Source organism: Vibrio fortis (assembly GCF_024347475.1).
Classification (GTDB): Bacteria; Pseudomonadota; Gammaproteobacteria; order Enterobacterales; family Vibrionaceae; genus Vibrio; species Vibrio fortis.
Genome location: NZ_AP025489.1, coordinates 221,092 through 234,267, shown reverse-complemented (window position 1 = coordinate 234,267; position 13,176 = coordinate 221,092). Strand labels below are relative to the sequence as shown.

Annotated in this window: 12 protein-coding genes; 7 read left to right on the top strand and 5 right to left on the bottom strand. The window is 42.6% G+C overall.

The window, feature by feature from the left end:
* Positions 1 to 56: 56 nt before the first annotated feature.
* Both OCV50_RS22875 and OCV50_RS22870 read left to right on the top strand, forming a co-directional pair.
* The gene (locus OCV50_RS22875) at positions 57 to 1,538 is read left to right on the top strand and encodes a cryptochrome/deoxyribodipyrimidine photo-lyase family protein (protein ID WP_261905297.1); all 1,482 of its coding nucleotides are present in this window, start codon (positions 57 to 59) and stop codon (positions 1,536 to 1,538) included.
* Positions 1,539 to 1,614: 76 nt separating this feature from the next.
* Positions 1,615 to 2,304, top strand: coding sequence for a flavin reductase family protein (locus OCV50_RS22870; RefSeq protein ID WP_261905296.1), 690 nt, complete (start codon positions 1,615 to 1,617; stop codon positions 2,302 to 2,304).
* A gap of 31 nt (positions 2,305 to 2,335) precedes the next feature.
* Here the strand turns inward: OCV50_RS22870 and OCV50_RS22865 are convergent, their stop codons facing one another.
* The 3 genes from OCV50_RS22865 to OCV50_RS22855 form a co-directional block, all read right to left on the bottom strand.
* The gene (locus OCV50_RS22865) at positions 2,336 to 3,340 is read right to left on the bottom strand and encodes a metal-dependent hydrolase (RefSeq protein ID WP_261905295.1); all 1,005 of its coding nucleotides are present in this window, start codon (positions 3,338 to 3,340) and stop codon (positions 2,336 to 2,338) included.
* A 320-nt stretch (positions 3,341 to 3,660) separates the two neighbouring features.
* The gene (locus tag OCV50_RS22860) at positions 3,661 to 4,359 is read right to left on the bottom strand and encodes a fibrobacter succinogenes major paralogous domain-containing protein (protein ID WP_261905294.1); all 699 of its coding nucleotides are present in this window, start codon (positions 4,357 to 4,359) and stop codon (positions 3,661 to 3,663) included.
* A 114-nt stretch (positions 4,360 to 4,473) separates the two neighbouring features.
* The gene (locus OCV50_RS22855; RefSeq protein WP_261905293.1) at positions 4,474 to 5,364 is read right to left on the bottom strand and encodes an AraC family transcriptional regulator; all 891 of its coding nucleotides are present in this window, start codon (positions 5,362 to 5,364) and stop codon (positions 4,474 to 4,476) included.
* 186 nt (positions 5,365 to 5,550) lie between these two features.
* Between OCV50_RS22855 and OCV50_RS22850 the strand changes: the two genes are divergently transcribed.
* Positions 5,551 to 6,519: an SDR family oxidoreductase gene (locus OCV50_RS22850; RefSeq protein WP_261905292.1), complete on the top strand. Its 969-nt coding sequence runs from the start codon at positions 5,551 to 5,553 to the stop codon at positions 6,517 to 6,519.
* Positions 6,520 to 6,686: 167 nt separating this feature from the next.
* On the opposite strand, the gene OCV50_RS22845 is transcribed toward OCV50_RS22850, so the two are convergent.
* Positions 6,687 to 8,186 (bottom strand): NAD(P)H-hydrate dehydratase, encoded by a 1,500-nt coding sequence (locus OCV50_RS22845; protein WP_261905291.1) that lies wholly within the window; start codon positions 8,184 to 8,186, stop codon positions 6,687 to 6,689.
* A gap of 281 nt (positions 8,187 to 8,467) precedes the next feature.
* Here OCV50_RS22845 and OCV50_RS22840 point away from each other — a divergent pair, with 281 nt between their 5' ends.
* The 4 genes from OCV50_RS22840 (at position 8,468) to OCV50_RS22825 (ending at position 12,145) form a co-directional block, all read left to right on the top strand.
* Positions 8,468 to 9,007: a redoxin family protein gene (locus OCV50_RS22840; protein ID WP_239842653.1), complete on the top strand. Its 540-nt coding sequence runs from the start codon at positions 8,468 to 8,470 to the stop codon at positions 9,005 to 9,007.
* A 611-nt stretch (positions 9,008 to 9,618) separates the two neighbouring features.
* Complete coding sequence (locus tag OCV50_RS22835; RefSeq protein WP_261905290.1) at positions 9,619 to 9,783, top strand: hypothetical protein; 165 nt, start codon at positions 9,619 to 9,621, stop codon at positions 9,781 to 9,783.
* Positions 9,784 to 10,205: 422 nt separating this feature from the next.
* Complete coding sequence (locus OCV50_RS22830; RefSeq protein WP_032550802.1) at positions 10,206 to 11,231, top strand: hypothetical protein; 1,026 nt, start codon at positions 10,206 to 10,208, stop codon at positions 11,229 to 11,231.
* Positions 11,228 to 12,145 carry a helicase RepA family protein gene (locus tag OCV50_RS22825; protein WP_261905289.1) on the top strand — a complete coding sequence of 306 codons (918 nt, stop codon included), beginning with the start codon at positions 11,228 to 11,230 and terminating at the stop codon, positions 12,143 to 12,145. The genes OCV50_RS22830 and OCV50_RS22825 overlap by 4 nt, the downstream gene beginning before the upstream one ends.
* 184 nt (positions 12,146 to 12,329) lie before the next feature.
* Here OCV50_RS22825 and OCV50_RS22820 read toward each other — a convergent pair whose 3' ends face one another.
* A complete protein-coding gene (locus tag OCV50_RS22820) occupies positions 12,330 to 13,163 on the bottom strand; it encodes a hypothetical protein (protein ID WP_239842657.1) in 834 nt (277 codons plus the stop codon).
* Positions 13,164 to 13,176: the final 13 nt, after the last annotated feature.

The window sequence follows — 13,176 nt, the reverse complement described above, 5'->3', positions numbered from 1 at the left end:
AAAAATTGAGACATTTTGTTTGTTGCTACGTAGTGGTTCAAAAAAAGAGATACCACATGGAATCAATCAACATCTTATGGTTCAAACGCGACCTTCGGCTCACTGACCACGCCCCTTTATCCAACGCACTGTCCTCAGAACATCCTACAATTTTGCTCTACATATTTGAGCCTTCATTGCTGAACAACCCACACTATTCAGAGAGGCATTGGCGCTTTGTGTGGCAGTCTCTTGATTGTATGAACGAAACATTAGCTCATCACGGACATCAGATCTCTGTAATGCAGGGAGAAGCGTTAGAGTGCTTCCAAGAGATACAATCTAAGTACCGAATTGATACTGTTTATTCCCATCAAGAGATCGGCTTGAATTGCACCTTCGAGCGCGATCGCTTGCTCAAGGGATGGTTCGATACCCAAGGTATCGCTTGGCAAGAGTCTCAGCAGGGCGCTGTTTTACGTGGATTAACGAACCGAGAAGATTGGGATAAGAACTGGTCTTTAATCATGCGTTCCCCAAAACTCGAGCCTCAAATGAATAGTGAACACTTACATACTCTAGATTCCAAGCAGATTAACCATTCGTTCAGTCCACTCCCGTCATGGACGAGTTTAAGTTCAGGCATGCAAACAGGCGGAAGTAAGCTTGCATGGCTAACACTTCACGACTTCTTTAACCGTAGAGGTAAAGACTACTATCGCAGTATCTCTAGCCCAATCAGATCGAGAAATGCCTGTACCCGCTTGTCACCCTATCTTGCATGGGGAAATATATCGCTTCGCGAAGTCTACCAAGAGCTACTCAAACATTGGCACGTACCCGGCTTTCGTCGCAGCTTAATTGCCCTATCATCTCGGCTCCACTGGCATTGTCACTTCATCCAAAAGTTCGAATCTGAATGTGAGATGGAGTTTCGCTGCACCAATACGGCCCATGAAGCGTTGCTCTCACAATCTTGTGATACAGACCAAAAACACCTCATGGCTTGGAAAGCCGGTAATACAGGCTTTCCATTAGTCGATGCTTGCATGCGCTGCTTACATTACACCGGTTACATCAATTTCCGCATGAGAGCTATGTTGGTTAGTTTCCTTACCCACCACATGAACATGGATTGGCGCGAAGGAGTGACTCACCTAGCTCAACTCTTTCTCGACTTTGAGCCTGGTATTCACTATGCCCAGTTCCAGATGCAAGCGGGCGTGACGGGCATTAATACCATCCGTATATACAACCCTATCAAGCAGGCACAAGAACATGACTCAGAGGGTGAGTTTGTCAAAAAGTGGGTACCTGAATTACAACAAGTGCCTGTGCCACTGATATTTGAACCGTGGAAGATGACACAGATGGAAGCCGCGATGTATCAGTTAGAACAACACTCGCCATATCTCGCCCCAATTTTCGACATTAACGAGAGAGCGCGCGAGGCGAGAGAACGACTGTGGTCTTGGAAGAAACGACCTGATGTTAAGAGCGAAGGAGCGCGAGTTCTAGCAAAGCATGTGCGTCAAACCAATAAACGTGCAACAAGTTGATCGCCGAGCAAACCTTTGACGTAGTGATCTCTTTAATAAGGCCTTCATCAAATACATTGAGACTACGGATAGACACATGAGAGAGCTAACTTTTTCACACAAAGATATTCAAACCATGGAGAAGCGTTTTCGTACTCGATTGGTCAACTCGATATCGGGATTTAAAAGCGTGAATCTTATAGGGACTAGAGACCAACAAGGGCAAGAGAACCTCGCAATAGTGAGTTCTGTCGTCCACTTAGGCTCACACCCTCCCCTCTTGGGCTTTATTGTGCGTCCGTGTAAAACGCCAAGACACACGCTTCAAAACATCATTGAAACCAAGGCGTTCACAGTCAACAGCGTCAACGATAAGATTTTCCAACAATCACATCAGACATCGGCTCGATATCCTAAATCGGCGTCTGAGTTTAAAGAAGTAGGCCTCACACCATATTATGACGGTAATTGCCCAGCTCCATTCGTTTTAGAAAGCCGATTAAAAATCGCGTTAACTCTGACTGAACGTATCGACATAAAAAGCAATGACACGGTTATGCTGGTTGGGGAAGTAAACACCATTCATGTTCCACGAATGGCGATTATGCATGATGGCTTTCTCGACCTTGATGCGTTGGGTACTGTCACAGTTTCTGGACTAGATAGTTACCATAGGACGCAACGTATTAACCGTTTAAGCTACGCAAAACCAGATAAAAAGGTGTTCCCATTAACGACCGATGGAGAGCCGTCATCATGGGCGGCGGTCAACCCCGTTCCGGAATAGTTAACCTATCACCAAGCTTCTTTCTGGATATCTAATCTCGTCCCAAGAGCATGCTGATAAAGGCGTCTCTCGACTCAGGTGGTGCTTCCCTGTCTACCACGTATTTAACATGGTCACTGAAATTGGCATCTGGAGATAACTCAATACTCCAGAGTGCATCGATTTTATTCGGCACCATAGAATATCGCACATCGATAATCCGTTGCTGGTCGTATAGGTCTAACGCAAGAAAGCCACTAGAGAACCGAGAAAATCGGTCAATGTCTGCCATCTGCTGACTTTCTTCGGCTACCCACGGCAAATCAGTAACAACGTCAAGCTTAGCAGCAGATTCGCCAGGATAAGTTTTGACATGAACTCCAACCCTGACTGCATCAACAAAGTAAGAGTTATCGAATTCATAAACCACTTTCCAAAGAAGCATATTCGCTAAGGTTGGTTTTACTTCCAACATTACCGGTGTATGTTGCCGTTTAAGTGCTATCTCCCACCCAATGGTTTCCGCTCTCTGTTTTTGAACCGCACCGATGGTCAGATAAACAAGCGCCCAACTCATAGCAATGCGAGCGAGCTTGGGCTTAAACCTCCAAAAGGCACCAATAACCAGCACCATCAAAGGAAGCGTAAACATAGGGTCGATAACAGAAATAACGTTTAAGGAAATACGCTCATTGGATATTGGCCAGAGCAACTGCGTCCCATAACTGGTGCAAGCGTCCAGTACACCATGAGTGCTGTAACCCAATGCACAGTAGAACCATGTTTGAAGGAGAGTTAGAGCGTTTCTTTGAGCAAAAATGTTATACAGAACCAGAGCGCAGAAGAGGCTACCGAAAGGTATGAACAACAAAGAGTGAGTAAACTGTCGGTGATACTCCAAGAATAACAGAGGGTCGTGGCTCGATCTGATCAGTACATCTAGGTCAGGTGCCATACCAGATATCCCGCCTAGTATTGCCACTGCCCTTAAGTTCTTTCTTTTGCTTACTGACAATGCCAATGCTGCACCCAGCATCCCTTGCGTCAATGGGTCCATTTATAGCTCTTTGATAGCATTCATATTAATGAGTCATACTATTTAGCGTAGACCCATATCAACAATAGCGGGAACAAAAGACATACGAACAAAAATGTGACACTGTCCCTTTATCACGACTTTAGCCAATAGGTACGATTTCACACAAGTTCCATCACAAGCAGAACTCAAAAATGCACTAAAAATTGTCAATGTTCAGGCTGAACATTGTCGTTATTACTCCCCTACAGTAATAAATATTCTCACGAACATTTAGGATTATTCACGATTTCGATGAGAGTCGTGACACGCCCTCACTTTCGAAATACCCATTGATATCGCTAAATCTTCACGCACCGTACAGAAAACATGTAGTCCTTGGAACTCGTGGCACGTCTTATTTCGCCTTTGTGTGCATTCCACCACGAGTACGCCAAGGTGCGAATATACGCTTTCTTTTCCGTCGCACTACTTCCAGTCCAGAACTCACTGTACGCACCTTGTGTGATGTACCAACCATTCCACTTTACTCCGGCAGGTCGAGCAAAAAACCGCTGCTTGTTGAGCTGTGATTTATCAATTTTTTTAAATGGCCCATCAACTTGGGACTCTTTCAGCTGAAGTCCTAGATTGTTCTCCCCGCCTCGCCAGCCCTCTACACCAAGTTCTTCATTTGGCATACCAATCGCTTTTTCTAGTGCCATCCAATCTTTATCGCTGGCAACTCTCCACCCTATTGGGCAAATATTTCTAGGATCGGAGACATCATGCCAGTCATATAACCTGCCGTACTTCAATAAGTTTTCTGGGGCGTCTTCTGGAATAACCGCTGACCTAATATCAGAGCCGTCTTGAAATTTGGTGCTCCGTAAGTTTTCCGCTAGCCATACCTGGTCACCGATAGTAACAGTGCGATAAGTATTTCCTTCTTTGTCTGTAACTGTTTCTTCCAAGTCATACAGTTCTTTATTAATGTCATTCGCAGATGATGCAGCAGTCACAGCCATACAAACTCCTATACATAAAATACGCTTTTTCATAATCACTAACCGTTATCGAATAGATGATAAAGATTAGCGGTGAGCGAACTCTTACGCTAGGTGACATACTCTTTAAAACTTGCCCATTTGTCTCATTCACTCACTGTCAAGAAATCATGCAATATTATTGACCAACCCTTTTGCTTGAACCCACTGCTTCGGTGATTGCCCATATAGACGTTTGAACTCTCGGCTAAACTGAGATGAACTCACGTAACCTACTTCCATAGCAGCCTCGCTGACATTTGTGCCCTTCGCAATTTTCATTGCAGCACTATTGAGGCGCATCGATTTCATGAACTGAATGGGAGACATGTTTGTTGCCTGCTTAAACTTACGATGCAACACTGCCCTACTCATCCCAACTAACGATGCCAGTTCATCAATCGAAACGTTTTTCTCCAGGTTCATCGATAAGTGCTCAATAGCTCGCGCGATACCATTACCTACACTGAACGCTTTCCTCACTGAAGGGCCACAGTCTCCTTTTAACACCGCATAATAAAGCTCTCGTAAGCGACCTTCCCCTAACACCACAGAATCAGTGACATTGTCACTTATGGTTACAAGGCGATATAATGCATCCGTAAATTCTTCATCCCAGTCTGAAAGCATTAGGCTCTGTGGGTTAATAGATGATTGAAAACCAGATTCACACCCTTTTGTCTCTTCCATTTCAATAGTCAGTTCTTTCATAACCTTGGTATCAAGAGAGACATAAACTCCGATTAAGGGATCATCTACTGATGCTTCTGGCGTACCGGCTTCTACCGGAAGTGAAGCGACGCAACACATGTACTGTTTGCTGTCGTAAACATATCGGTCACCTTCTAGTATCGCTTCCTTTTTTCCATTCAATATAACAATCAAAGCTGGGTCATAAATCGCCGGTGCACAAGGTACTGCGTTCGTTACTTTGAATAAATGCACCCCATTAATTCTGCTTTCAATCATGCCATCTGTTGTCAGTCGATTGGCAACCCAATCTTTTAGATTTTGCTTCATCTTTTCTTCCTTAACACCACAACGATATAAATAGGCAATTTTTAGAGATCAATCCGCGTACAATTCACACTCACTGAGAGTTATAGTTCATTTCATCCAGAAATACTATCATCGACAGTGCACGCACGTTTAACCTTAAGTGCTCTAGTCTCAACACATTTTCATATGCAGAATGAGGTTACGATAATGACAACAAAGCAATTCGGTAACAAAGGTTGGACACCCGATCAGATTGGTTCTCTTTCAGGAAAAACCTATGTGATTACTGGAGCAAACAGTGGAACTGGTTTTCAAGCGTCACATGTACTCCTATCAAAAGGCGCTCAAGTCATAATGATGAACCGAAATAGAGATAAGTCACTACAAGCCATTGCTGATCTTAAAGCTAGCTTGGGCCAAAATATCAACGTCAGCTTTATACGGATGGACCTTGCTAGCTTAACTTCAGTCAGAACAGCCGCATCGGAACTGCTTGAAAAAACGGCGAAAATTGATGCACTTATCTGTAATGGCGCCATAGCTCAAGTCGCAAAGCAAGAGTTCACTAGTGATGGATACGAAAGCCAACTAGGCGTTAACCATTACGGTCATTTCTTACTGTGCGGATTGCTATATCAACGTTTAGAAGAAAGTAACGGGCGAATCGTCGTTGTTGGGAGTACCGCATATAAAATGGGTAAGAAACGCATTCAATTTGAAGACATTGACTTCAACGATAGATACACAGCATGGGACTCGTACGCTCAAAGCAAGCTCGCTCAAGTAATGTTTGCTTACGAGCTACAGCGCCGTCTTCAACGTGCGAGCAAACCGGTACAAGTTCATGTATGTCATCCCGGAGCCTCCAGAACCAACTTATTAAAGGACACTGCGAGTACATTCAACAAAGTGTTATGGGCCGTCATGTCGAGAGTTATAGCTCAATCAGCTGAGAAAGGCGCGTGGCCCCAGTTACTATGTGCGACACAAGATGGATTAACGACAGAAACTTTATATGGCCCAACTAAACGCGCTGACACAGTTGGCCCAGTAGACGTGAATGACCTTGATAGAATTGCACTGGATGAAGAGATGGCAGCAAGACTCTGGACACTTTCAGAGAAAGCGACATCTTTCACTTGGGATCTGAGTTCTCCTAGTGTCACCACACATTAGACAAGCAAAAATCAAACTCTTGAATCGGAGTGAGTTTATATACATCGACTGTTTCGAACTTCAATTAGAGAGCAACTTTCGACAATAAATTGCGGTTTAATTTTGTCAATGTTCAGCCTGAACATTGACAAAAAGCGAGACAAAATAGCCGCTCAAGATTATCCATCTCAACAGTTAATGATATGACGAAGAGAATCTAATACATCAGATGCCATCATACCTACTTGTCCATACTTACTGGCATTGTGGTCAGCAGCCATGCTGTGAATAACGCTACCTAATATTGCTGCATCAATAGGTTTATAACCTTGTGCCAGTAGTGACGAGATAACACCGGCAAGTACGTCACCCATCCCACCAGTCGCCATTCCAGCATTACCTGCGTGACATACTACCGTTTTTTTACCATCACTAATTAAGGTTCCCGCTCCCTTGAGCACAGTGACACATTGATACTTTTGACATAGCTTCTCAACTGAAAGATAACGATCGGTTTCAACGTCTTTGACACTGCAATTGAGCAACATCGCGGCTTCACCAGGGTGGGGCGTAATAACAGTATTTGCTATCATGCGGGCATCTAGGTTATCTTGAGCTAACCAATACAAGCCATCCGCATCTATCACTTTAGGTACGTTGTAAGCTCGACTCATCACCTCATCATAAGCATGTTTGCCCCAATCAAGTCGACTTAAACCCACACCCAAACAGATACTTGTGCACCAATCTAGTCTTTCTGATAATTGCTCAACATCTGACACCATAGCTTCAGGTAACAAAGAACGCATAGGGAAACAGCTAGATTGATAAACAATAGAGGCCAGCAACCCCGTCCCGGAACGCAACGAAGCTGCAGCGGCGAGATACGCAGCACCACTCATGCCGTCACCGCCGCCAACAACCAATAGACGCCCGTGGCTACCTTTATGTGAGTCTTGTGCTCCAGCTTTCAACCTATCTCGCCATCTTGCACTCGTGAGCAAAGCATTTGGTGCATTATGATCAGCAAAGGCTCTATCTACACTTAGCCCTGCAAACAGCAACTCCCCAACATGACTTCGAGCTTGAGCAGTAACTAAGCCTCTTTTGAGGGCAATAAAGGTGACAGTCGCATTTGCCTTAACCGTCGTTCCAAGCTGTCTACCGGTATCGCTATCTAGCCCTGATGGAACATCGATTGAGATGATAGGGCAGCTAGACTTGTTTAATGTGGTGATGACAGACTCAGCATACTCCCTCAGTTTGCCAGTTAGCCCAGTCCCCAAAATTCCATCAACAATGAGATCGATACTATCGTCTAGTTCAAAGTTTGGTTCGTACACTTTACCGCCAGCAGATCGAAAGAGTTGCTCTGCAGACCTCGCATCTCCACTTATCTTTTGAGATGAACCAACTTGCCATAAGGTCACTTTGTATCCTGACGCCAATGCTAGTCTTGCAACAACATAGCCATCACCGCCATTGTTACCCGTTCCAGTAACCACCAGAATATGACGACAATGTTCATACCTTTGCTGAATGACAGAAAATACCGACTCTCCAGCTCGCTCCATCAATTCATACATCGATATACCAAGAAGGTCTGCGACTCGTTTCTCTCCCTGTCTTACCGTATCAGATAAATACAGCTCTTCAGGGAGTTCTGATGTTACCAAGCTTGTAAACATTAGGGACCTCGAAGACTAATTGATTAGTTCTGTTTAACTAAAAGCATATAACATTGTTTAGTGATTTGATGTGGCCTATCGAGCAACATCTGTACAAAAACAATTTGTGCAGCGAAACGACGATCAAACCTGTCAGTGTTCAGCCTGAACATTGACAAAAAAACGCCTCATGTGGGTGATGGGTGGGGTAGGTTACTAAATGGTAACTGCTTGTCGCTAAAGGGAATCACTTCTATATTTGAAGTGGTTTAAGAATTCAAGTTCGATAAAAAGGGAACCAAATGGGGCAATCAAATAAACTCAAAGCAGGGGATTCGTTTCCTACTATTAATGCTACTTTACTAGACGGAACAAATGTCACCTTAGGTGAACCAAAGTCAGGAATGACATGGCAAGCTGTGTTTGTCTATAGAGGTAAGCACTGTCCATTATGTACCAAATACCTCAATGAGATTGAAAACTACAAGCAAGCCTTCAACGACGCAGGTGTTGATATTCTTGCAGTCTCTGCAGACGCAAAACATCAAGCACAAGAGCAATTAGAGAAACTCGATATCTCTTTCCCAATCGCTTACGGACTCACCGAAGAACAAATGAAAACGCTAGGCGTCTACATTTCGCTTCCACGCTCAGAACAAGAAACCGATCATAACTTTGCAGAGCCAGGATTATTCATCGTTAATGAGAAAGGGGAGTTACACGTCGTTGATATTTCAAATAATCCTTTTGTGCGTCCAGAACTAGGAGCATTAACGCGCGGTTTAGCTTGGATACGAGATCCTAATAACCATTACCCAATTCGTGGCACACTAGATTATTAATCTAGAATTGAAATTAAAAAGCCAGCTAAGTGAGTAACTTAAGCTGGCTTTTATTCATCTATAACAAAGCGACATCGACAAGACTAATGTCAATGTTCAAACTAAACATTAGATTTAATAACAATAAGTGAATGCGCTTGATATCTCATCACAGTGCAAGTATTACGGTGTAACCTAGTATTCATTCTATCTTTATATAGTTACGAATACAGAAAGAACAATACACTAATTAGTTGTGACGGATATTGTTTATTAAAAACAACAAACTAAAACTCATCAAGAACATCTATATTATGACCATTATACTGAACACAATATCATCAATAATCGGTTAATGTTCAGCCTGAACATTGACAAAAAATTAACATACTAAACTACGTATTTCTTTGACTACTGATGATCAATCAATATTGATATAACACATATCACCATGATCTGAACATTAAGATCAAAACACCATAAAACCTACAGTAAATCTTCCTCAGATCAATCTACTTCGTTAAATGTTTATATCTAACGACATAGAGATAATGACATTTAACGATCTTACACAATGAATTTAATTTCGTTCATTGAAAGAAAAATACCGCCGATCTCAAAAAGAACAAATGATGAACAAAAAGAGTGTTAAACAACTGAAGTTTGTCGATAAACTCAACAGCTCATTGCAAAACTCTCTTGAGTTTTGTGATGAGATTTTGAGTCACCGACAGAACCTAAGTGAAGTTGGTATTGTTTTGAAACTAGATCCTAAAGGTTCTAGTTTCTTAGTGTAACGCTTTAAGTAACGACATTTACCGATTAAACGTAGATATTAGCCGATTAGATATAAATATTTACCGAAAATTTAATAACATTAGACGATCTAGCATATAAACATTTGCCGATCCCGATTGTTTTAATATCAACATTAACCGATCGCACATGAATCAAGATCTTAATTTGCTAAAGGTCAATGATCATCAAGCGATCCAAGCCTATAAAGTAACCACAACACGCATCATAAGGGAAGAGATCGGTAAATAAAGATCAACCTATAAGAACTAAACATTTACCGAAGTAACTAAACATCTGCCGATGTTTATAGGTGGTTATTGTGATCTACTATCAACATTTACCGATTTGATATGGATATTTACCGAAGTTAATGAGTTAATCGAAGATCTCTGTTAGACTGATAAAATCGTATCCATAGGTAATGATCATGACTTCATCATCCAGCTTAACCGTTATTAATGAAGAAGATCGAAAGAATCGATTCATCTCATCCATTTTGTTTTCTAGAGCAACGATTTTTCATCCCGCATCTCGGTTAACATCAACTATGCAGTCTAAGTTGGTTGAGATTGCGCAGAATGGTGGTACGGATCTTAACTATCCATTAGAAAGTGTGAACATCAATAGCTACGGTAAAAATTTTAGAGTTGATCTTCATGTTGACTATTTACTGCAACCTCACCGCGATATCTTAGAAACAATGTTGGCCTACGCACAAACCATCCAATTGGATGATTCTTCTTATGAAGCAGGTGCTCGGCTGACCTGGTCACAGGTATATCAAACAATTACCGATGGCGATGTATCGGATACACAGGAGGATGGCTTTGATTCATTTATTGATCGAGACGCAACAGTTCTCTCGATGAGTATGTATGAATTGGCTACGCGAATGGGAATGGCAACTACAAGAGCTAACTATGATCAAATTGAGCGTAGAATCACTCAATTGGCAACTGCACATCTAGTGATCAATGAACTCGATGATGATCAAAACGTAGTAGGTAAAAAACCACTGGAATTTGTACAAGATTACCGCTTCTATTGTGATCGTAGCAAATTCAAGACCGGTCGTAAGACAACCAAGAACTTAACCAATCATGTGTTTTTGGTTCCTGATATGCGTCTGCTACAGGCCATTCGTGATCATGGCTACTATTACCGCCTCGAACAACACAAAATGACGAACTACAGCAAGCCATCAGTCCGCTCATTTTTAAAGTACATAACTACACATAAAGCTGAGTTTCTTCATAACAAGAAGTTTGAGTGGGCGCTAGATAGCTATATTCAGTCTATAGCTTCAAAAGTTAGCCACAGCTTCCGTAGCGATCTTAGAAAAGACCTGTTAGCGAATGCAGTACAAATTGAAAAAGACTTTAGCCTACAGTTCCGAGATGTCGGCAACGGTATTCAGATTTTCTATATCGGAGAAAGTGAATCATGATAACTCAATCTCTTGATACGCTGATGTCGTCACGTGCAAGTCAAGAAATGAGCTTTAGCCTAAAAGGTTTACTTAAAGGTCATGTGGGGATGTTGATAGCGGCCCCAAATGTTGGTAAATCTCACTTAGCACTGTGTATTGCTATGGAACACGCCTCTTCGATGACCCTATTGGGTATGAGCGCGGCCGATAAACCCGCTAAAACACTGGTTTTGAGTTCGGAGGATGGGGCAGGTGTTATACAAACCAGAATGAAAGATAAGCTAGCAAGTTGTACGCCGACAATACGCTCTGAACTGAAGAATAACTTGCACTTTATGACCGATATTGAGCCTATCGTTATACCGCCTGACTGCTCACACCAAGAACAAATAGAGCATCAGCAGTACTTGGTTCAACTTAAAGAAACATTTGCTCAATTTGATCTAGTGATTATCGATACCGTAACAGAAGCAATCGGGCGATGTGAGGAAGTGAAACACGACAGACTGATTAAGAATGTATTTCAGTCACTAGCCAATGACTCAGGTGCGAGCCTATTGCTAGTGCATCACGTCAATAAAGATGAAATTCGTGGTAATCAAGAGATAACCATGGCGTCTGGAGCAGGGCTTACATCAGTAATGCGTTTGACTAAGTGCTTATTCACGCTAAAACGCAGCAAAGACTTAATGTCGATTAAGTATCTGAAAAGTAATTATCTACCGGAAAACGAGAATCAAGAGTTTGCGGTTGAGGTACGCCAAAGTCTGACGATAAACCCTGAGCTATACAATCCGAAAGCACGTGCTAGTAGCAAAGGGGTTAGAACGACGACTCGGATTAAAGCCGCGCCAAAATCCATTACACTGTCTGGGACCATCCCCGAGCAGGAAGAGATCGAAGAGCGTAAGAACCTGCGTGATGTGCTCTAGTCAATTTCTGGCGTTAAGACCTTTCTATGAGCAGCTCAAATAAGAGCTGCTTTTTTGTTTGAGCTCGTTTGACCTGTCTACAGGTTTCAGGTTTAAACTCTGCGCCTTAATCCAATAAGTAGAGGCAAGGTTGAGTCAATTCGAAAGTGGTCACGCGAGCCGTAATACAGGCTCACGTTTTGAACTATTTCATTAGGCGCTTGATCAACAAAGGCTGTAGGTAAATTGGAAGCTGAAGAGCACCAACAAGAGGCAAAAATAGAGGACCTAGATAGGCACCTGCAATGGTGTAGGTGAGGAGCACGTTTCGGTTTCCAGATGTGATTGCGGCAATCTTCGCACCATCGCGATCGGTAAAATTGAATATGAGGTAAGCGGCAACGAAAAAGCTCAGGCATAAAACGAAAGCCAGCAGGAAAAGTTGTAGCGCGAACTCTGAGTTTGTATCCCATAATTGACGATAATCGCCCATCAAGCCGAGTGGGAAAAGAAACACCAGCATGATGTTGTACTTAGCTAGCTCAGTATGCACTTTTTTGATCTTAGATTGATCAACGCAGGCGTGGATCAAAAAAGAGAGGATAATAGGGCCGATGATATAGATTATTAACTTGATTGAGTAAGCCTGCATGTCTAGTTCAAAGTGATCGTCATATGTCCACCACAGCGTTGCGTAGAGAGCCACAGGCTTTAATAGCGTAGAAGTAATGGTATATGTCATGGCTGAAAAGTAATCCAAGCCAATGGAGCGCACAATTGCAGGTGTTGCAAACAGGGAACCAGTAGCAGCGACTCCTAACATCGCCAATGCGAGATCCTGATCTAAGCTAAAAATCATTATCGCCGCTCCACAAAGAGCCATCATCCCGAAGGTGTGTATCACAGCATAGAGCCAGCCCTTTGGACGTATCAGGGATTTAAGTAGCGCTTTTTGATCGAGGCCGACTAAGGTAAAGAACATCAAAAAGAATAGGACAAACGGTAATACTTCAAAGACATGCATTGAGAGGCTAGGCATGAGAAAACCTAGA